This window comes from bacterium, from assembly GCA_021371935.1.
Classification (GTDB): Bacteria; Armatimonadota; UBA5829; order UBA5829; family UBA5829; genus UBA5829.
Window position 1 is genome coordinate 255,953 of sequence record JAJFVF010000012.1, and the last position, 20,274, is coordinate 276,226.

The window sequence follows — 20,274 nt, forward strand, 5'->3', positions numbered from 1 at the left end:
TTTGATCAAACACCTCATCTTTCTTAGTGAGTATATGCATTATTGAGATCAGTTTACATAAGGCGGACGCCAGAGCTTGCGGATGTCATCCAAGTCCATTCTGACCAGCGCGCAGCGGTCTAGGCCGAAAGCAAAACTGATTGCGCCGAAGCGTGATGGGTCAAGCCCGGCTTTGATGAGCCATTCATCTTGCGCGATTCCTCCCGCTGCTATGTTTGTCCAGCGTTCTCGCCAAAGTGCCTCATAGTGTCGCTCCTCTTTCACGAACGGGTAAAGCTCTTCAGAACCCGATCTGACATCTACACCGGGGATGACCTCAGTTGCCGTGCGAAATATAATCTCATCGAGGTCTTTCATATCAAGACCCTTCGCAACCCATAAAACCTCTGCCTGGTGATGTACTTCGAGTATCGTCTCCGACTCTGTGTGACCAGCCCGAAAAACCCGTCCCACAGTAATTAGTTTGCATTGCCCTCCACCGTTGTGCATCCAGTGGTTTACCATCTGCGAGGTCAGTTCCGGCCGCAGCATTCTGTGTTCATCAATAACATAAGTTACCCTTTGTTCGACGTCGGGTTCAAGCATTGAAGTTTTGCGCTCGCATATCTCGTCAAGCTCTACTTCTTCAAAATCAGTAAAGCATGAACGAAATGCTTGCCATAACTCGCGAACGGGGTGCCCCTCTATTTCTAGTGGCCGCGGCAATTCCAGAAGCTTACGAATACGCTCTGGGAAATCCTTCGGCAGGGCATGGGTCTTGAGTTCATCGTTTACCATTTGGACCATCCTCTCTTTGAGCCGGGTCCGTGAAGAGTGCAGGCGGTTGTTGACTGTCGATACCGGCACTTCAAGGAACTCGGCTACGTCTTTCTGGCTGTAACCGTTGATATAGAACAGGGTGGTCACTGTCCGCTCACTCTCCGGCAGGGACGAGATAGCTTTTAGCACCATCTCACGCATCTCATGAGCTTCGGCAAGTGCTGCCGGGTCCGGGTCACCGGAAGCAACCTCGTTCACGGATTCCAGAGACACGGTCTGGAAGTGTCTTTTGCGCTTGATGCGGTCGCAGTGCTTGAAGATGATCTTTCTGAACCAACCGGGAAACGCATCAGGATCTCGAAGCGCATCCAGGTCACGATATGCCTGAATAAACGCTTCCTGTGCAGCATCCTCAGCAAGATGAAAATCACCCATCACTGAATATGCATACGCAAGCGCCATATCTTGAAAACGTCCAACTATTATGCCGAATGCATCCAGGTCACCATTCCTCGCCCTATCTACCAGCGACTTCAGTTCGTCCATGTCCACTCCTGTTATGTTTTGGAAGGCCCTCCATATTATAAGACCCAGTTAAACGATGATATCTTTAAAAACAAAAATGCCACCTGGTATGCTCAGGTGGCAAAAGAAATGGTTACTGAGAAGATTATTCTCCGAAATTCAAGACAATGCGCCCATCTTCCGGCAGCATAAGGACAGATTCACCCTGCCGTCTCTCAAAGTGTCCTGATGAACACCGGACTATATAATCAAATCCTTCATGCCTGTAGGCCAGAGAATCGGCTGTCACATCGACTAGATCAATCGACTTGTCAGCGCTCCAACTCATCTCCAGCGCCCAATCGCATCCCTTATTCTCAATCTCCAGACAATCAGGCTTACAGAGGATTTCAAAGTTACCGCAATCAACCAGCGGCCATGAAATATGCAGGTCCGTATCTGATGACTCACTGACTCTTGGGTCTGACCCGGCAATCGGGTTATACTTGCCGTTGACCAGCTTGACAAGCCTGATTCCTGCAAGCTGATCTTTAGTGCTCCAGTTGTAGCCGTCCATAACAGGCAGCGCGTCATATGTGCATGCTTCGCTCTTGCAGGTATCGTTCAGATACCTCTCCGGGTAGCGCTGATCAAAGAGGTGAATATCGCGAATCCTCAGCTTACCATCTTCCCAGAAAAGGTTTGTGCGGTAATATCGACTGTCATACCACACGCTCTTACGACCCTCGCTCTGCCAATCAGATAAAGCTGTGACAGCCGTCGTCGGAGTGAGATCAAACTTGGACTTGAACCACTCACCCGAGTCGACTAGTTTCTCTATCCGCACAACTCCTTCATCCCGCAGTTTTGCAAGCTCCTCAAGTTGATAGATAATTCCTTTTTGCATACTCGGCCAGCCGAAGGAGTTCTCCTGACCCACTTGGGCATACCCAAATGCAAGGCATGGGGATTTAAAATTGACGTCAATGAACCAGTCGACCCATTCTTTGCATCCACCGCCGCCAGAATAGACAGGCTCCAGAGTCACCACGCCCTGCCTCTCCTCGCCGAGGCTGTAGTCATATTGATAGATGGGGTCGCTGCCCAGCATCCTGAAGACCGGGACGGGTATCTGATGCGATTCATCCTGGGCTGGGACTATAGCATTGGCCCTGCTGGGATAATAGCCCTGGTTCCAATAGCCTCCCCAGAGCGTGTAGCCGTCTGTCCCGCACTGGTCCTTGCAGTTGCAGGCGGCTGTGATATCATATTTATCCGCCAAGTAACCGAGCGTATGAGAATCCAAAACCCATGATCCAACAGACTTCGGGTAATATCCGAAGATTTGCCTGAAGTCTTCAATAAAAACGTCTATTATCTTTTCACGCTCAGCCGGGCTGTAGCCGACCATCATACTCACTTGCGACTGCCAATCCCATGCCCATCTGCCGCGCCACTTTATCTCGGCTTTCTCAATCAACGGCTGTACCATCTCCAGCCAGAGGCCAACCTCATATCGCGAGTCCAGATTATTGAGCAAATCCGTAAAGTTACTGTCTATGAGTGCATCATACTGCACCAGGAATGTGGTGGGTAGATTTAGCTTGCTCGTAAGCTCTATAGCTTTTGCCACGGGCTCTACCAGGTCAATAGGCTCACGAGGCTCAAGGCCTCGAATAAAGAAAATTGGGTTTACAATGCGCGGTGATATATCGTTCGTCAAGACTTCCTCCAGAAATCGCTTTTGCAATGAAGGCATTGCCGACTGCGCGGTCTAACAATAGTATGATAGTCCATTCTATCAAATGTTGAGTGTAAAAGAACATACTCAGATTCCTTTTGGGGAGAAGCACATGAAGGTTTATATAATGACCGACATGGAAGGAGCAGGCGGAGTTATCAACCGCAGCCATGTATTTTCAGATCAGCCCGGATATCCGCAGGCCAGGCATTGGCTGACTATGGACGTAAACGCCGCCGTCGAAGGCGCTATAGCAGGTGGAGCGACGGAAGTGCTCGTGCTCGATGGTCATGGCGGCAACGGCGCTTGTAACTTTTTATATGATGAACTCCACCCAGGTGCGCAATATATCCAGGGCGCGCCATACACACAATTCCCGCAGGGTATGGATGACAGTTTCGACGGTCTCTTCTTTGTCGGTGCTCATGCGATGGCAGGAACACCGGGAGCCATCCTCGAGCATACAATGTCGTCTATGTCCTGGGTCGAGATGCGCATAAACGGAGTGCCGACAGGTGAGATTGGTCTGTTCGCCGCTGCAGCCGGGATGTATGGTGTGCCGTTTGTGATGGTGAGCGGTGATGACAAGGCCTGCCGTGAAGCTGCTTCTATCAGCCCGGAGATTGAATGCGCCGTCGTCAAAGAAGGTATCAGCCGCCACTGCGCAAAACTCCTGCCGCCCGCGAAAGTTCGAGATTTGATTAAAGAAAAAGCCGGACTTGCGATGGGAAAGCTCAAGTCTGTTCAGCCGGTCAAGATCGAGGGACCCGTAGAGGTCCATATCCGCTACTTTAGAAATGATCTTGTTGAACCCATCCGCGAGCGCGAAGGGGTGCGCAAGGTTGATCCGCAGTCAGTTATCTATTCGGGTAGGGACCTTCTGGATGCATGGAACAAGGTCGTTGGCGGGTAAGTTATTATTCTGATTTAGGAGGCATACATATTGAACAAACCGACCGCAGTCATAAGAAGAGAAATAATCGCAAACACAGGTCCGGATATCTACGGGATCAAACGCAATGACAGGGTGCGATCACCCAAGGGTGAGATATTTATATTCTTAGGCGTCAGTGAAGGAATAGCCCACGTTGAGCGTGTCGATAAGACTAAGGGCAATCCATTTGTCGAAGTCGATAGTGGCGAGTTCTCGCGCTGGCAAAAAGCGTGAAGCAGCCGTTATTTAGATTCCGGAAATGTGACTCTCCATATTCTCGCGTCTCCCAGCGCCATCTCAAATGAGAACTGTTTTGCCGGGCCATATTTTTCTGAAGTGAGCACATCTTGCAGGCTGCATTCGAAAGGCATACTCAGCTTTTTGACTCCATTGCTCGACGCAGCAAGAGCGACAAAACCGTTGCCTGCCATGACTACATCGCTCTGATCACTGTAAACGTGCACACCGGCCATCACAGCGAATTGCCTGAGCAGATATGATGGGAGCGCAGTGACGCCGCAGTATACGTTTGTATAGCCGCCCATGTCTTTAGATGCGACCGCCACATCCGCGCTTTCCGCATATTTTGCTATCGTTTTTGCACTCGGATCAATGACTGCGTATGATCCGGAGATAAACCCATCGCATGCAGTAAACTTGCCTGAGTTGTAAGATATAGCGCCACTGCACTTCTGCAGTTTTTTTAGCTTGATGCCGACGACATCCTGCACTCGGTCGGGCAACATTTTGTCGTTATCTATCACACCAGGGCAGTACATCCATAGATTTACACAACCCTTAGTACTCGTATACTTCTTGATGGCCTTTAGCTGGGAATCGTCCAGACGGAATGTGTCCAGGAATATATACATCTTTGCTGGAGGGACTTTCCCGGCGGTGAGATCGTCGAGCAGATATAATCCTACAGGGGCACCAATACGGTAGAACTGCTGTCTGAAAGCTGCCAGAAGCGTCCGGTTAACCGGAGGAACTGGATCAGCATAGTATTGACTGCGCTGATCGATGATTATTGCTATCTCAGGGCTATATCGCTTGAAACTGGGAATGGCTGCCTGATAGGTTGCCGAAAGTTTACCGAGAGTCTGCCATATCTCGTCACCCTGGAACCTGCCGTTACCATACAGGTCCATCCACCACAATGCGCAACCATGGGTGAGGACATGTGCAAAATTTCTCGTCAGGACGCCGTATGTTTCCTGGGCAGTCTTCAGCCGAGGAAGGTTGTCCTGCACTTCCGGGGCGAGGTAAGTCCGAGTGTCGTCTTCGACCAGCCACAGCTTTCCGGCGAGCTGAATGGAATCGATCGCACTCATAAAATACCCGCCGCCGCCTGCGTCCCTGTCAAAATAGCTGACCGGGGAGCTAATTATATCCACATATGGGGAGCGAAGCAGTCTGTCAAGGCCCAAATGTCCGCTGGATGCCAGGCCATGCGGTACTGCAGCAAGCTCGTAATGATAGCCATAGAAAAGAGCGGTGATTTTATTCGGAGCAGCTTCTTTTGCAGCCTGGCACATATATAAAGCCACATCCGCATATGTGTCGTTTTCAAAGGCAGCGTAGTCGATAACGCAGCGTTCGGTCTCAGGATTTCTGAACGCACCTGAGAGCAAATGAGTCCTTTCGTCAAACGTCGCCACCGAGGCCGTGCCCAGTGTGACTGTCGGGTTGTTCCATGCTTTTTGCAGTGCCTGGTCTGTGCCGTATTTCTGTTTCAGATAGGCTCTGAATCCGGCCACAGCAGGTTTTTCAAAACCACCGAGCTTGCCGGTCCAAAGACCGTATGAGAACCACTCACCGGTGTTCATTCCAACGGGATGATAGCCAATAATATGGTCCCCATACTTGCTTTCCAGATGTTCGACCATCAGCTTAACGGTTTTTGCGGCATCGACTTTCCACTTTTCCGAAAAGATGCTAGGCATATTCTGCTCACCGTTGTTATAGAGCATCGCTTCTTCAGGGTTTTCATCACACCACCACTGTGGAGGTCGCGATACACCCAGCCGTAAGAGCAAATAGGCATTTGGACTGTGCTTGATAGTCTCTTCGACTTTCTTGTCGGTTTCGCTGAAGTCTATCTTGTCATCACGCTGTATCCAGTACCTCGGCACGGGGAACGATACGATGACAACACCATTTTTAGCGGCAGATTCGATCTCGGAATACTGGAGGTCCCTGAGGTTGTCGGATGTATCATAATTGACATAAAACATGGCTGGGGCGGTCGGCTTGCCGTTGATATACAGCTTCGGACCCGCACTTGTCTGCTTTACTTGGGCAGTCAGACCGGCCACAGCCGAACTCACAATAACGAGAGATAACACGACCGCGAAGAATATACTGCCGACAAACTTCATCTGACCCTCCTGTGTATGGAGCTCCACTTGCTGCGTGAAAGGTATTTTTTAGTCCAGGGACATGCGTTTATGCACATTCCACATATAGAGTGAGTTATGCCTTGTGCATCAGACAACGACTTTGCTGCTTTATAACAGGCGAACGCATCATAGATGTCGCTGCGGGCTGCGCCTGCGCTCCAGTTCTTTCCGGTAAGGGCTCGACCGGGACATACGTCCACGCATGCCCTGCATGAGCCACAGCGGGATTCATCGATTGGGTTTCCTGCAGGTAGATCAGCATCTGTCAGAACAGTTTTAAGCCTTACGGCAGAACCGAATTCCTTAGTTACAAGCAGTGCGCATTTACCGATCCAGCCTATACCTGCACGGGTTGCTACGGTTTTATTTGGAAGTGCAGCGCTTAGTGTCGATTTATCAAAGCGAGCATTTTCTGAGGTTATAACAATGGATTTGCTGTCATATGAGCGTAATATTTGCGCACACAAACTGCCGAGCTTGTCCAAGAATGCATTTGTTTTATCGTATTCGGCTCCATACTCTCTGGTGGGACCATTTTGTATGCGGGTGACTATACCCGGATCAAGCGCAACCCCGATGCATATACCTACGGGCAGACTGTACCGAGCGTCGGGCTCCAGAACACTGATATCGGCAAAGCCAACAACGCTTGCTCCTGCGCTTGTCAACTTCTCTCTGATCAGATCAGCCAATACTGTGTTTGACAATTCTAGACCCTCGAGTCTTCCTTAATGAACTCTATAAGCTCATCTACATTGCAGAATGCCAGTCCGGTCACTGTATCAGCCGCGCCGTAGTAGACTGCAATGCGGCCTGTAGCGGGATCGGTCAGAGCAGCGCATGGAAAGACTACATTGGGCACGTCGCCCACACATTCATATAGCTCTCTGGGAGCCATAATAAACCGTGCCCCTTTATAGATGACTTTCCAGGGTTCATCCAGATCAAGCAGTGCAGCGCCCGCCTGATAGACCATACCATTACAAGACGTGAGCACACCATGGAATATGAGCAGCCAGCCTTCGTTAGTCTCGATGGGTATCGGTCCTGCGCCTATCTTTGTGCTCTGCCACTGCACATTCGGACGCATTACATGACGGTGCCGACCCCAATAGGTCATATCAGGGGTTTCGGAGTAAAATATGTCCCCGAATGGAGTATGCCCGGTATCACTCGGGCGGCTGAGGATCGCGAAATTGCCATTGATCTTGCGCGGGAATAGCACTCCGTTGCGGTTATATGGAATAAACGCATTTTCAAGCTGAGTAAATGTCTTGAAGTCATGCGTATAGGCAACACCTATAGTGGGACCATGATACTGGTTGCACCAGGTCACATAGAACCTGTCATCTATCCAGACGACCCGCGGGTCATAGCCGCCGTGCCACTGGGCAATCTCGGGATCATCACATTGGAAGTGAATCCTTTCCGGCTCCAGGTCCCAGTTTATGCCATCCGCGCTCCAGCCGACATGCAGTTGGCTTTCACGATGGGTGTCGTCACATCTGAACACACCGACGAACTTGCCGCTAAAAGGCACCACCGCGCTGTTGAAGATACTGTTTGATCCGGGAATTGCGTCTCGCCGGATCACTGGGTTATTGCTGTATCGCCAGACAACATCCCTGCATCCCTTCGGCTTATCCTGCCAGGGAATATTCGGCAGTGGCGTGCCGATAATGGTCGAATTACTCATCTACTAAACTACCTCTGACTAAAAACTGTCTACTCTGATCCGACCGAATTTCGGCGGGTTGTATGAATGCAGACTATGCACTGTCCCCTCTGCCTGAGCTGCTGCGGTCCTATGCTCGAATCTCAGCTTGCCCGAATACAGCGCCTCGCGCATCGATTCAACACTGCAATGTCCCATATCCTGGAAGCTCTGCTGAAGGCCTTTCATAAGATACGGCACATAGTCGACCAGTGAACCTCGGTCAAGCACTGTTCCGCTTACTCCCTGTGGGACGAGGACTTTATTGTTGTCTTCGCTCAAATACCTCTTGCCGCCACCTGCGCCCATTGCCTCAACGCTGGCCATGCCTCTATAGCGTTTCACACGCATGCCGTTTTCATAGAAATAGTCGCCTGGAGCTTCGGCTGTTCCGGCCAATAGATATCCTGCCATAACTGCTCCAGCGCCAACCGAAAGAGCCTTGGCAATATGGCCGATCCCCTGAATTCCTCCATCCGCGATGACTGCAACCCCATGCTCTTTGGCGAACCTGGCGGTGTGATATACAGCCGAGGCCTGCGGTCTGCCCACGGCCATCATAGTCTGAGTTATGCAGATCGATCCGGGACCCATCCCGACGCGCAGTCCGTCCGCTCCGGCCTCAATCAAAGCGCATGCCTGTTCCATAGTGACGACATTGCCTGCGATAATGTCTATCTGTGGGAAGTGGTCTTTGATAAACTTGAGCATGTCTATCTGGAAGACCGAGAAGCCCTGCGCAGAATCGATCAGCAGAATATCGACACCAGCTTCGGCGAGTGCCTCCACTCTTTCCCGGTCTTCCGGTCGTGTCGACACAGCCGCTCCGACCAGAAGCTGCTTGCCGACGTTCTTGGAAGCAAACGGATAGTCTTTGTTTTTCAGCAGGTCTGTGCGCGAAAGCAGCGCCACCAACCGGTATTGATCGTCTACAACAGGCAGCTTGCCTTTTTTGCTCTGTTTCAAGATCTGGTTGGCCTCGTGTAGAGTGACGCCTTCTCTGGCTGTCACCAGTTCGGTGGTCATGACCTCAGACAGAGGCTTGGAGCGGTCTTTTTCAAAGTCGATGTCGCGATTGGTGACGATTCCCACGAGCTTCGAGTTGAGAGTGCCGTCCTGGGTAATCGGGATTCCCGAAAAGCCATGCTCTGCCTTGATTGTGTCTACATCCTTGACACTGTTGCGCGGACTGAGGACCACCGGGTCAATAATAAAACCGTTTTCAAACCGCTTGACCTTGCGCACATGCTCGACCTGAGCGTCAATGGTATTGTTATAATGTATAATCCCGATGCCGCCGAGCAGAGCCAGGTAAGCAGCCATCTTCCATTCGGTGACAGTGTCCATCGGGGAGCTAACCAGCGGCCTCTTTATCTTGATATTGCGGGTTACATTTGTCTCCAGGTCAACCTCACTTGCCTGAAAGTCGATATAGCCCGGAAGAACGATGAAATCATCATAGGTCAGACCCTTGCCCGAGCCAAATAGTTCACTTGCCGAGCGGCCATCCTGCTCAGCCATTTCAGCGCCCATTGTTTTCTTGTCTGCCGCCATTTGTCACCTCTGCTCATATTTTACCTATTGACGCGTATTATACCGCAAAATGTTCCCTCAGAGAAGGGAAAAATTGTGTGCTGCCGGTTACAGACTATGAGTTGCACGCCGCTGAGTATCCTGCTATTCTACTCATATGGGCAAGAAATGGCGAAATGAGGCCGTCCGCCATGCTTTTTTCCTGAGCAAGAGCGTGGACAAGGCTGTGCGAGAACACAATATGATCGAAGATGGCGACCGCGTCCTGGTCGGCGTCTCTGGCGGCAAAGACTCTATGTCACTATTACGCCTTCTCATATATCGGCAGAAATATTCGCCGGCCAAATATGACCTGGTAGCAGCTCATATTCGTGGAGATGCGCGCGGAAGCGATATAGATGTGCCCCGCTCATTCATAGACTGGCTGGAAGCAGAGGGTGCGCCATATCACATCGAAGATATTATTCTACCAAATGACGAACCACTGCCAATGAACTGCGAGAGGTGCGGCCGCAATCGCCGCCGGACCTTATTTGAGATGGCCGAAAAGTATGACTGCAACAAAGTCGCGCTCGGCCATAACCTGGAAGATTTTGCTCATACCGCGCTTATGAATCTCTTCCTGCACGGTCGCCTTGAAACTATGGCAATGCGACGAGACTATTTTGGCGGCAGGTTTGCCGTAATCAGACCCCTGGCCTATATAAAGGAACAGGACATCATCCGCTTCGCCAAAGTCTGCGAGTTTCCAGTTGTGCAGACAAATTGCCCGATGGCCTCCGTATCGCGCCGTGCTGCCGCAAAAGAACTAATGCTCGAAGTAGGTAAAGAATTCAGGTCCGCCTGCTCGAACATATTACGTGCGGCCGACCAAGAAAGCTAAGCAATTTACGCTATGCAAGTTGCATTTCCCACTCTGGACAGCGTATATTCACGACACACATCTCCGATATAAGCTAAAGGTCGAATTTTTAGTTGGCTTCCACCATACCTGGTATTTCTTACAGGCGTATTAATCCCCTGAAACGGAATAATATACATGCCCACAACTATATTTGAGGTGAGCCATGGTTGCAAAAAGGCACCAAAGAGGCGTTGGCCTCATAGACTTAATTATAACTTTATTTCTTCTTGCCACTGCTGGAGCGATTTTTTCGGCTGCGTTTCCTACAGCAATCTCGGCTTCACGACAGGCTAAAGAATATAAGCTGGCCACGGCAATAGCTCAGCGTAAGATGGAGCAGCTGCGCTCTATGGGATATGCATCGCTGACACAGCCGCTCCTTGCTATCAACAGTGTAATAGATTCCAACAGCAGTGAATCACCAAATACGTTTACATTCACATCGGTTGATAATATTGCTTCGCAGATCACATCTGGGACAGGCATCTTGGAGATTACCAAGGTGCCTTCCGGCGTGAAAAAGGTGCGGATTACCATAACCTGGATGAACAATTCAAATAGACAATGCAGTATTCAGTTGACTTCTCTAATTGCCGACAAGAGAGCCAGGGCGGTGAGCTGATGAATACCCGTCACTTTCATAACAACAAAGGCATGACTCTTCTGGAGGTCATGATTACAATTGGCCTACTTTCGATGGTAGGTGCAGGGCTTACTGCAACGTTGATAGGCTCGGTTCGGGGGTGGAGATCGGGAGTCAGTAAGGATAACGCCGTAAGCGACGTAACTATAGCAATGCAAAAACTGAGCATGGAGATTCGAGACGGCCGCTCAGCCGGTGTATCAAACAATGTGCTAACGGTTACTTTTCCAAATACCATTACTGAGGGTAGCGAGAGTATCTACGATTTGAGCACGGCGGGTTCCGTTACGAGAAGCTATTACATGTCAGACGGCAATCTGGTAAGGAATGTAGGAGGAAGCGTAAGTATATTGGGACGTGGTGTGGTTGCCGACTTCGGCACTACTACAGGCGGCGCTGTCTCCGTTACGCTTTCAAGCCAGAACTCGGACGAAACAGGCACACCTCTATCTGTCAGGGGAAAGATAAGCCTGCGCAACTATCGCGACTAAGCAATTTACGGTCAGAAAGAGTCACATTTCCTGCGGAAATCTGACTTAGTAAATTGCACGATTGTATGTGGTTTTAGTGATGTGAAAAACTATAGTGGTATGCAAGCGACCAACCGTGATTTACTTAGGAAGACAGGGACGATGATGATGCATACAAAAATCAGGCCACACAAGGGCAGCGGAATGATAATTGGTCTTTTTACCATAAGTATTGTTTTCGCCTTGGCAGTGTCGTTTATGTCGATCACATCGTCATCTCTGCTCAGCGCAAAGAGGGATGTTATAAGAACTCGTGCTCTTTCATGTGCCGAGGCCGGAATTGATCGAGCAATCGACTTCCTGATGGAAGGCGGGCCCAACGGAGAAGAGAGAGGCGAATGGCGAGACCAACACACAGAAACGCTGGAAGATGGCGGCAGCTATAAGGTATACGCATATGATGGCAGCGGAATAACCGAGGGAAAGATAGTTATTATTTCACAAGGAACAGCGACCCAAGCCGGAGCCTCAGTCACAAAAAAGATAAAAGTAGTGGTCAGTTTCAACCGCGAAAATGTCAACGTTTGGAACAATGCCATATTCGGTGGTGTTGGGCAGTCCGGCAAGAGCATCAATGGCAACGTCGCCATACATGGTTCCGTGCATCTGCTAGGAGACGGTGAGGACTTCACTGATGTCGACGGTGATGGTCATTGGGACAGCGGTGAGACCTACACCGATTCCAATCACAATGGTCAATACGATCTAGGTGAACCTTACACCGATACTGATGGAGATGGGCATCGAGATGGACTCGAGCCTTTTTATGATGATAATGGAAATGGTATCAGGGACCCGGCTCTGACTGTTACAGACATGGCGAGCGAGATTTCAGGTAATGCAAATATCGGCAACAACTATTCTTCCATGCCGACAACTCTCAAAAGCCTGGTTCCGACGTTGGAACAAGAAGCATATGGCGGAGAGATGGTCGATACTCTCGAAGCAAAACTCAGGGTCAAGCATGGCACTGTCAATATATCTGGATCGGCTACCGTCGGTGAGCCGAATGCAACCGGAGATACAAATAAAGAAACTGTTGATGGTGTATACGTAAGCGATGGTTTTGGCGGCAATGCAGGTTCTGCGAACGTGTATTCTGATAATGGCTACGCTCACGGATACGACCTCGGCGACGGAGTTGTGAGCCTGCCGATTATAGACCGCGGCTCGTATACCAGCGATAGCACAACATACTCAACCTACCTTGCATATCTGTACGCCAATGCCACAGTATATTCAGGCGACCTAAACATAACCAAGGGGACAGTCAAGTCTATTACTGGCACAAACGGTTCTCTTTCAATTGATTCAGCCGGCAACATGACAATCAGCGGGATTGTGTATGTGACCGGGGATATTACTTTCGGACCGAGCAAGTCAACCATTGTCTATTCCGGCAGCGGTCTACTGGTCAGTCCGGGCAGCTCGTACATTCACTGTAATCTGCTGCCAAAGACCAATTTTCCAAAGAGCGATGTGCTTGGGCTGTGCTGCGGAGACAAAGTTGAACTGGCAACCGGCAGTGGTGATGCACAGCTTACCATGGCAATAGCCATGTATGCACAGCATCAGATCATATCGAGCAAGCAGAACGAGATTGCCGGGACTATGGTCACCAGCTTCTTCTCGATGAGTAACGTGCCAAGATTGTATCAAGTGCCTGAATTGGCAAATTATCTCCCGGCGGGGGTACCGGGAAAGGACCCTATCTGGATTGCCAGTATTTCAATAGAAAGCTGGCAAGAAATCAAATAACCGTGAGATGCTGAGTGCGGAACGTGGGTGAAGAGTTCCGCGTTATCTGGCCACCGAACCTGGTTTCCCCTCTCGATTGGGAGGGGTGCAAGGGGAGGTGATGCTGCCGCATGGACGCACTACAGCACTCTCCCCTTGAGTCCGGCGCAATTGCGTGCCGGACTTAACTGTCCCTCGGCCGGGACCCCAGCCCCCCCGGTCGAGGGCATTACATTTAGTATTTTGGATTTTATATTTAGTATTTTTTAGGCGATTAGCTTGAATATATCATCAATAGCCTTTTTTTCACGCTGAGCAACATCTTGTGCCGGTTTTCCAAGAGCCACCATTGCCGCAAGCTGCCATGGATCACCAATACCAATACACTTTTCAATAGATTGACGAGCGATCAATGGACCACTGAGCCAGCACCCGCCATAACCCATATCCACAGCCGCCAGCAGCATATTCTCAATAGCTGCTCCTATGCTCTCAATATCGGGGTGTCCTCGAAGAGCGTTGACATCATTGTGCGACATACCCGAATGCTGCAGAGCTGAATCCACAATCGCCTCGTATGGACACTGAGCAACAACAATGACTGCTGGTGCATTTTCAAAAAATGTCGAGAACCATTCCACCTGTTTTCTCGCTTGCTTTTCGTTCTCATCGCCACAGATGGGGAGGCATTGTTCAATCGCTTTACGGACCGAATCGGCCATCTTGCCCAGCAGGTCGCGATTTGTTATCGCAATAAACTTCCAGGGCTGAGAGTTGTTCACACTGGGAGCAAGCCCAGCAAGCCTTACCATTTCCTTCAGATCATTCTCGGGCACAGCATCGCCGGCAAACTGCCTCACGCTGGCTCTTCTTGCTATCACATCCCTAAGTTCCATCTTGCCCTCCTTCGAGCAACCATATAGTTTTTTCCATATACCCATATTTGCCAAGAAAAAATAATTAGAATTTGCGAACAAAACGTCTGCCGGCAGACTATATAGAGATGGTGTTACTTTGCTTTATGTAAAGGAGAAAAATCGTGCATTCCCTCTTGGGCAAGATCGTAGACATTGTCGTAAGTGAGAACGATCCGGATCTTTTGGAAATTTCGTTCAAACCGGCATCCGTCATGCCGAGTCGAGCATGTATTCCGGAATGGCTCAAGGATCAGACACTGAAGATCAAGCGGTTTGTTGCCGACCGGCGCGAACTCGGCCACCCAGGCGACAGCATCATCCTTACTCCATCTGAGTCATCCAGATGGTTGTATCCTTTAGTTTTGTCACCTGATGTGTCCTATGGTGAACTGCCGGAGAAGATAAGAATAGAACTTCGCTGGTGGAAAGACGACAAGGTTCCTGATTGCACAATTCATGCGAATGGTCACCAGATAACAGCCAAGCTGGAAAAAGATGGGGATAGTTTTTGCTATGAGGTAGAGACGAGTAGATTTTATGAGTCTAGGCCAAAACTGCCTGTTGATTTTGAGGTTACCTGCGACAAGATCAAAGTGTGTTCCAGTGTGCTTCCTGTAGGCGAGCCTTTCTGCAAGAAGCTGCTGCAGCCTCAAGGTGAGGTATATCGTGTCGAAAACGACTGGTTTTCAGTGGATATTACAACAAAGTCCAGAGCCGCAGGAATCATGGCGCTGCGTGAAAAAGGACGTGGAATCGACCATTTCCGTGCCCCCGAAGACCTGATACAGGCACAGTTGGAGCTTGCCGGACACTCCGACAGGCTGCGTAAGTGCTTTGAGTGGTGGAAGCAAATGGATGATGTCGCAATGACCTCTTCGGGAGCAAGGCACGAAGGCGGGGCGACGAACCTTGTCCTTGAAGGCATGCTCGACGATGGGATGGGACTGAGGACTACTCTCAACTGCACCCTGTATGACGCAATGCCTTTGATCAGTTGGCGGCGCGATTACCATATGCTGCCTGCTCAGAAAAAAGATGATAAGAAGGATAAGCCGGAGGCTCCAAAGGAGCCGTCGGATAACCTGAGTTCGCTTTCGCTCGCATTCCATGGTGGTTGGATTGCTGAGAAGAACGAGCACACAGGAAGCCGCGTGCTTTGTGCAGATAACGGGAGACTTGCTGTAATCCGCTGCGCGCAGACCAGCGAAGCATTTCACGCTCGCAGTTGGCGGATGAGCAGCGGTTGGGCTGTTGTGGAGCATCCGGCAAGACGTGAATATACGATGTATCTGTTTGATGAGCACTCACTGCCATATCTGCTCACATGGCTCAAATCTCACACAATTACGCTGGAGCCAAACTGGCCATCCTGCCTCATCAAGCCTGAGAGCAGCTTAGGCAAAACACTTGGTATAACAGTCGGAGAGTGCTGTGGAGCCAGTGGCCAGGGCGCTTGGGTCGCAAGTCGTATCAAAAACAGCAGTGGTCTGCACTGTGGTGTCATCGCTCGCCTGAGTTCGCCCTCAAAAAATACTGCGACATTCACCATAGGAAAAGAAAGACGCGAGGTTGAGCTTGAAAAGATAGTCGTAACCGGTATAGGTACGATATATTTCGCATCTGCCGATTTTATCGATGCGGATATGAATGACAGTTTCGATGTATCAGTCGCCGATATTGCAGGCAGGAGGCAGTCATGAACATATTTGAGCCAAGGACATACAGCACCGACTGGGAGATAATGGTTGTCGACCGATTGGATCGCTGGATAGATAATTTTGAAATACTGCTTGGTTTTGCGGGTGAACTGAAAGCTGAACTCGATCTGCCCGTGCAAGTAGACTGGAATACACTCGAGTTTGCCATGGGTATAAACTCATCGTTCGACCAGTTCTGGAATCGGATAAAACTGGTAACCGACCGAGCGGTGCAGATGCTTCATGAATATGATCTGGATCTGTTTCCGGCAGGCGCACACCCGATCGCGCCGATGTTCAACTCGTCACATATACATGTGGGCACAATACATGATGAGTCCGCCGGAATACGCATGGAAAGTCAGTTGATGAGATATTCTCCGGCATTCGCGGCTCTTGCCGCAAATTCCCCCGTAGCGGAGGGGCGAAGGGGTGAGTTTAAGAGCTATCGTGTGCGCCACATTGCTCATGGCTGCACCAGGCCCGGCACTCTGCGCGATCCTCAATTTGCCCAACCCGAGTGGGGCACCGATGCCGCTCCAAAAGTGTATGGTGTGCCGACTCTGGAAGTCAGAATTACCGACTGTGCTTCATCACGCAGACTCCTTGCCGAGTTTGCTACATTCATAGCGGCATATGTGCACTATCAAGGGACCAAAATCGATAACGGCTGCAAAATGACTGCTGAAGACTATCGAGAGTGTCTTACAAACCGTTGGGCGGCGGCGAAGTATGGACTGCAGGCGACTTTTAGCTGGCATGGAAAGCCCATAACGGCTGTCGACCTGATCAATGAAATGCTGGACGAGTGCAAAGCCGAACTGGCTGCACTGGGTGCAAAGCGCTTGGACCTTAATATAATAAACGCTATGCTTGAAAAGCGGTTTTGCCAGGCTGACTTTGTGCTCGGTATGATGGATCGCTATAAAGACCCGTACCTGCTGTCTTCGGCATACGCCAAGTTGGTCCGTCATTGGGAAATATTTGAAGAGTATCTTGAGAGTGCGCCCACTCTGGAGCCGGCGCTTATGGTTGATGAGAAGACAGTAATAGCGGAGCATCTGTCTTTTGTTGGAGAGGGAACGCATTTCTACCGTTTGCGCGAAGCCATGTTCTATCCTGCGCCCGCGACAGACGAGATAATCGAAGCTATGATCGAGCAGGAACTGATAAAGCGTGAGATAACGCCCAGCTGCGGCACACTGCTTCATAGGATAGGCTAGAAATGATGGAGACAACCGGCAACGCAATGAATGTTCAGATCATCAAAGCTGACAAAGACAGGATTGATGTAATTCGCAATCTTGTGCACTTTTATATATATGATCTCTCTGAAGTCATGGGCTGGGACTGTCCTGAAAACGGGTTATTCGGCGGATGTGATGACCTTCCGCAATACTGGGCCAAAATGCCTGATGATCCTAAATATGCCTGGCCATCAGGTTGGAAAGGTTACCCTTTTATAATAAAAGTCGATGATAAAATCGCTGGGTTCGCGCTCGCAAGAAAATTGGGTGCTGAGGCTGTCTATGAGATGGGTGATTTTTTCATTCTCAGAAAGTATCGCAGCAAAGGCGTAGGTAAATATGTCGCATGCAGCATTTTCGATGCGTTTGCCGGGAAATGGCGGGTAGCTCAAATGGTCGGAAACACTCCAGCGCAAGCTTTCTGGAGCAGAGTCATTGACGGATATACAAATGGAAATCACCAAGAGTGCAATGATTTTGACGAGATACACGGAGTTGAACTGAGCGTCATATATTTCAACAGTGTTTGCCGATGAAGGAATAAGCCTCAACTTAATATACGCTGGCAGAGGTTATCTCGCGTTCAGCCGGGTGAGTGCCGTCAGGCTTATATGTGCCGAGTGTTCCGACCACAGTCACGGATTGACCCAATGAAAGGCTGGTGCCGTCGGCATCAACTCTGATCCCTGTGGGAATAGTTGGGTCCTGGACATAGATGCAGTCGCCATAAATCGCCGAAACAACCACATCATCCAGTCGCACATACGAACCGTCCGCAATTGCCTTGACATTTCTGACGGATGCAATTACAGGATTGGATGCGAATGCCTTGAGGCATGCACTTGCATTGGCTGTCACTGACGTCATATCGGTCCATGTGTTTCCAGTGCTGCTTATGTAGGTTTCACCTGAGTTAGCCGTAGCCGCGCTTGAGTAGCCCGCATAGGGATATTCAAAACCTATTGGATAGTTGTATCCCGGCGTGGTCAGTTTCACAACACACGAATACTTTGTTCCCGCTGTCAACAGCACCGGCGTATTGAGTGCGATTGTGTGGTAACCGGCTGCCAATATGGTCCCGGTTTGGGAAGTCACGAGTGTTCCTGATGTAGGTTTTGATGTCGGGCTTTCGTAGATTCTGAGTTCGTAACTTGTGCTGTCTTTTAAGGCATACCAGGCCGCTGCGCGCAGGACACTGTCGGAGTCGGCGTAAAAGACCATAGCGGCCCATGCCGTGTTGCTGCCGTAACCGACCATGCTGACTAAACCAAGAGTATCATAAGAGTATTGTGTATCGTATTCATCGGGAGAACCAGCAAGAAACACAGCGTTTTCATTTGAAACACTTGAGCTATACGCCTTTCCCATATTGGCATCATAATACGATATCCAGAAATACCCCACATCTCCCCAGCTTGTCCCCCAACTGTTCTTTATCAGAAATGCGCCGTCACCGCCCGGCGTGCTCAAAAAATTACTTGCCGGGTAGTAATCATTCCACCCGACAATGCAGACTGCATGATTGGGTTCGATGGATGCCGAGCAGTAATATGACGTGGTTGTAGATTTATAGTAGCTGCTGCTCCAGTAAAACGTAGTGTAGACGGCACCGTAGTTTATGATTGCATTTTTTATTGCGTCGTTATCCGTGGAACTGGTCCGGTCCGGCAGGAAGATCACATCCTGCACATGTTTTTTTGGCGAGAACCCCGATGTTGATATACAAGCGGTTGTGTATGGGTCTTCTGTTTCAAGTAATGGACCGTCCCATCTTGCAAGATATGCCGCTGCCATCACTCTGTTGCCGCCATAGCAGCATGTATAGTCAAAACCATGATTGTTTTTCATATTATTTTCGGAGAAGTCCCATATTTCACCCGGCATAAGATACGATTCTATTGAGCCGAGAGCTGCAAATGCCCAGCAGCTTCCGCATGAGCCTTGGTTTTTTACGGATGTAAGCTTGCCCGTCGTGCGAAGGTCATAATACGTAGGAAGAGACGATGATAACTCACCCAATATTGATACTTTGCGGCTTGGCGCGGGTAATATGAATGGCTCTGGAACAAGACCCAGGCCGGGTGTGTCGGCGCCGGATTCCAAACCAGCAGTATTCAGTGCACTAACAGAACCATGCTTGTTGATATGTTCGATGAACCGTGGGTTCATTGGGGCAAGCGAATGCCTTGGCTGCTGATTAACCTTAACAGATAGAGTGGGCGCACCGAATGCAGCCACAGTCGTAAAAGACCAGATGACCAATATCAGTAACCTTATGATTATCATGCGTTTGTCCTTGTAGGGTTTGATATAATTGTTCCACACTGAATACGTTCAAACGTAATCTAGCCCGGGTATTTTATTTTGTCAAGACCTGACCGATTGTTTATAGATAAATGAAAGGGGGAAGTTAGTGTGCGAAGGATGATATGGATTTTTATAATCACCGCGGCTTTGTGCTCATGTAAAAGAATGAATATTGTTGCCGCCGGTAAAACTGGAGACAAGGTTATGACAATCCAGGTCACCAGCACTGCGTTTAGGGAAGGAGAGCCTATCCCTTCCAAATACACATGCAAAGGCTCGGATATTTCTCCACCTCTCGCCTGGACCAAGGTGCCAAGCACAGCAAAAACAATGGCTCTTATTGCCGATGACCCTGATGCGCCCATGGGCACATGGGTCCATTGGGTGCTCTATAATCTGCCCGCAAATATGAATGAGTTGCCCGAAGCGGTACCGAATGAAAAGCATCTTTCAAGCGGAGCATCCCAAGGGGTCAACAGCTCGGGCAAAATCGGCTATCAGGGACCCTGTCCTCCAAGCGGCACACATAGATACTACTTCAAGGTCTACGCGCTCGACACCCAACTCAAACTGAGCGATAGTGTGACCAAGTCTCAGCTCTTGGAAGCTATGAAAGGCCATGTGTTGGCTGAAGGTACATTGATGGGAAGATTCAGCCATTGAGTCTATCGATATCCTCCGATTTTTTCATCACCTAACCCGGAT

18 protein-coding genes are annotated in these 20,274 nt (G+C 49.8%); 10 read left to right on the forward strand and 8 right to left on the reverse strand.

The features are described from left to right. Positions 1 to 48 precede the first annotated feature (48 nt). Together LLG46_09830 and LLG46_09835 are read right to left on the reverse strand one after the other, a co-directional pair. The gene (locus LLG46_09830) at positions 49 to 1,305 is read right to left on the reverse strand and encodes a sigma-70 family RNA polymerase sigma factor (protein MCE5323598.1); all 1,257 of its coding nucleotides are present in this window, start codon (positions 1,303 to 1,305) and stop codon (positions 49 to 51) included. 124 nt (positions 1,306 to 1,429) lie between these two features. Then, entirely contained in the window at positions 1,430 to 2,986 is a 1,557-nt protein-coding gene (locus tag LLG46_09835; GenBank protein ID MCE5323599.1) for a hypothetical protein, read from the reverse strand. A gap of 130 nt (positions 2,987 to 3,116) precedes the next feature. On the opposite strand from LLG46_09835, the gene LLG46_09840 reads away from it, so the two are divergent. Both LLG46_09840 and LLG46_09845 read left to right on the forward strand, forming a co-directional pair. Continuing rightward, positions 3,117 to 3,917 (forward strand): M55 family metallopeptidase, encoded by an 801-nt coding sequence (locus LLG46_09840; GenBank protein ID MCE5323600.1) that lies wholly within the window; start codon positions 3,117 to 3,119, stop codon positions 3,915 to 3,917. A gap of 30 nt (positions 3,918 to 3,947) precedes the next feature. Next, positions 3,948 to 4,172 (forward strand): hypothetical protein, encoded by a 225-nt coding sequence (locus LLG46_09845; protein ID MCE5323601.1) that lies wholly within the window; start codon positions 3,948 to 3,950, stop codon positions 4,170 to 4,172. Positions 4,173 to 4,180: 8 nt separating this feature from the next. Here the strand turns inward: LLG46_09845 and LLG46_09850 are convergent, their stop codons facing one another. Genes LLG46_09850 through guaB form a run of 4 tightly spaced genes read right to left on the reverse strand, consistent with a single transcriptional unit; the run spans position 4,181 to position 9,575 of the window. Beyond that, entirely contained in the window at positions 4,181 to 6,319 is a 2,139-nt protein-coding gene (locus LLG46_09850; protein ID MCE5323602.1) for a beta-galactosidase, read from the reverse strand. After that, positions 6,316 to 7,047 (reverse strand): 4Fe-4S binding protein, encoded by a 732-nt coding sequence (locus tag LLG46_09855; GenBank protein MCE5323603.1) that lies wholly within the window; start codon positions 7,045 to 7,047, stop codon positions 6,316 to 6,318. The genes LLG46_09850 and LLG46_09855 overlap by 4 nt, the downstream gene beginning before the upstream one ends. 2 nt (positions 7,048 to 7,049) lie before the next feature. Further along, positions 7,050 to 8,036 (reverse strand): glycoside hydrolase family 130 protein, encoded by a 987-nt coding sequence (locus LLG46_09860; protein ID MCE5323604.1) that lies wholly within the window; start codon positions 8,034 to 8,036, stop codon positions 7,050 to 7,052. 18 nt (positions 8,037 to 8,054) lie between these two features. Next, complete coding sequence (gene guaB / locus LLG46_09865) at positions 8,055 to 9,575, reverse strand: IMP dehydrogenase (protein ID MCE5323605.1); 1,521 nt, start codon at positions 9,573 to 9,575, stop codon at positions 8,055 to 8,057. A 169-nt stretch (positions 9,576 to 9,744) separates the two neighbouring features. Here guaB and LLG46_09870 point away from each other — a divergent pair, with 169 nt between their 5' ends. From LLG46_09870 to LLG46_09885, 4 genes are all read left to right on the forward strand, one after another. Continuing rightward, positions 9,745 to 10,470, forward strand: a complete 726-nt coding sequence (locus tag LLG46_09870; protein MCE5323606.1) for a hypothetical protein — start codon at positions 9,745 to 9,747, stop codon at positions 10,468 to 10,470. A 184-nt stretch (positions 10,471 to 10,654) separates the two neighbouring features. After that, complete coding sequence (locus LLG46_09875; GenBank protein ID MCE5323607.1) at positions 10,655 to 11,113, forward strand: hypothetical protein; 459 nt, start codon at positions 10,655 to 10,657, stop codon at positions 11,111 to 11,113. After that, positions 11,113 to 11,625: a prepilin-type N-terminal cleavage/methylation domain-containing protein gene (locus tag LLG46_09880; protein MCE5323608.1), complete on the forward strand. Its 513-nt coding sequence runs from the start codon at positions 11,113 to 11,115 to the stop codon at positions 11,623 to 11,625. Before LLG46_09875 ends, LLG46_09880 begins: the two co-directional genes overlap by 1 nt. A gap of 81 nt (positions 11,626 to 11,706) precedes the next feature. Then, positions 11,707 to 13,422, forward strand: coding sequence for a hypothetical protein (locus LLG46_09885; GenBank protein ID MCE5323609.1), 1,716 nt, complete (start codon positions 11,707 to 11,709; stop codon positions 13,420 to 13,422). 245 nt (positions 13,423 to 13,667) lie between these two features. Here the strand turns inward: LLG46_09885 and LLG46_09890 are convergent, their stop codons facing one another. Beyond that, positions 13,668 to 14,297 (reverse strand): nitroreductase family protein, encoded by a 630-nt coding sequence (locus LLG46_09890; protein ID MCE5323610.1) that lies wholly within the window; start codon positions 14,295 to 14,297, stop codon positions 13,668 to 13,670. Between the two features lie 143 nt (positions 14,298 to 14,440). Between LLG46_09890 and LLG46_09895 the strand changes: the two genes are divergently transcribed. The 3 genes from LLG46_09895 to LLG46_09905 are packed head-to-tail and all read left to right on the forward strand — an operon-like array spanning position 14,441 to position 17,798. Continuing rightward, positions 14,441 to 16,018 carry a hypothetical protein gene (locus LLG46_09895; protein MCE5323611.1) on the forward strand — a complete coding sequence of 526 codons (1,578 nt, stop codon included), beginning with the start codon at positions 14,441 to 14,443 and terminating at the stop codon, positions 16,016 to 16,018. After that, entirely contained in the window at positions 16,015 to 17,238 is a 1,224-nt protein-coding gene (locus tag LLG46_09900; protein ID MCE5323612.1) for a hypothetical protein, read from the forward strand. The genes LLG46_09895 and LLG46_09900 overlap by 4 nt, the downstream gene beginning before the upstream one ends. Positions 17,239 to 17,240: 2 nt before the next feature. After that, on the forward strand, positions 17,241 to 17,798 hold the full coding sequence (locus LLG46_09905) for a GNAT family N-acetyltransferase (GenBank protein ID MCE5323613.1): 558 nt from the start codon (positions 17,241 to 17,243) through the stop codon (positions 17,796 to 17,798). Positions 17,799 to 17,814: 16 nt separating this feature from the next. Here LLG46_09905 and LLG46_09910 read toward each other — a convergent pair whose 3' ends face one another. Beyond that, on the reverse strand, positions 17,815 to 19,548 hold the full coding sequence (locus tag LLG46_09910; GenBank protein MCE5323614.1) for a lectin like domain-containing protein: 1,734 nt from the start codon (positions 19,546 to 19,548) through the stop codon (positions 17,815 to 17,817). A gap of 225 nt (positions 19,549 to 19,773) precedes the next feature. Between LLG46_09910 and LLG46_09915 the strand changes: the two genes are divergently transcribed. After that, the gene (locus LLG46_09915) at positions 19,774 to 20,232 is read left to right on the forward strand and encodes a YbhB/YbcL family Raf kinase inhibitor-like protein (GenBank protein ID MCE5323615.1); all 459 of its coding nucleotides are present in this window, start codon (positions 19,774 to 19,776) and stop codon (positions 20,230 to 20,232) included. Positions 20,233 to 20,274 lie beyond the last annotated feature (42 nt).

Excerpts from the sequence above, each read along its gene's own strand:
- LLG46_09900 (MCE5323612.1), top strand. The coding sequence starts at position 16,015 with ATGAACATATTTGAGCCAAGGACATACAGCACCGACTGGGAGATAATG.
- LLG46_09860 (MCE5323604.1), bottom strand. The coding sequence starts at position 8,036 with ATGAGTAATTCGACCATTATCGGCACGCCACTGCCGAATATTCCCTGG.
- LLG46_09875 (MCE5323607.1), top strand. The coding sequence starts at position 10,655 with ATGGTTGCAAAAAGGCACCAAAGAGGCGTTGGCCTCATAGACTTAATT.
- LLG46_09890 (MCE5323610.1), bottom strand. The coding sequence starts at position 14,297 with ATGGAACTTAGGGATGTGATAGCAAGAAGAGCCAGCGTGAGGCAGTTT.
- guaB (MCE5323605.1), bottom strand. The coding sequence starts at position 9,575 with ATGGCTGAGCAGGATGGCCGCTCGGCAAGTGAACTATTTGGCTCGGGC.
- LLG46_09905 (MCE5323613.1), top strand. The coding sequence starts at position 17,241 with ATGATGGAGACAACCGGCAACGCAATGAATGTTCAGATCATCAAAGCT.
- LLG46_09840 (MCE5323600.1), top strand. The coding sequence starts at position 3,117 with ATGAAGGTTTATATAATGACCGACATGGAAGGAGCAGGCGGAGTTATC.
- LLG46_09910 (MCE5323614.1), bottom strand. The coding sequence starts at position 19,548 with ATGATAATCATAAGGTTACTGATATTGGTCATCTGGTCTTTTACGACT.
- LLG46_09880 (MCE5323608.1), top strand. The coding sequence starts at position 11,113 with ATGAATACCCGTCACTTTCATAACAACAAAGGCATGACTCTTCTGGAG.
- LLG46_09830 (MCE5323598.1), bottom strand. The coding sequence starts at position 1,305 with ATGGACGAACTGAAGTCGCTGGTAGATAGGGCGAGGAATGGTGACCTG.
- LLG46_09870 (MCE5323606.1), top strand. The coding sequence starts at position 9,745 with ATGGGCAAGAAATGGCGAAATGAGGCCGTCCGCCATGCTTTTTTCCTG.
- LLG46_09850 (MCE5323602.1), bottom strand. The coding sequence starts at position 6,319 with ATGAAGTTTGTCGGCAGTATATTCTTCGCGGTCGTGTTATCTCTCGTT.
- LLG46_09915 (MCE5323615.1), top strand. The coding sequence starts at position 19,774 with ATGACAATCCAGGTCACCAGCACTGCGTTTAGGGAAGGAGAGCCTATC.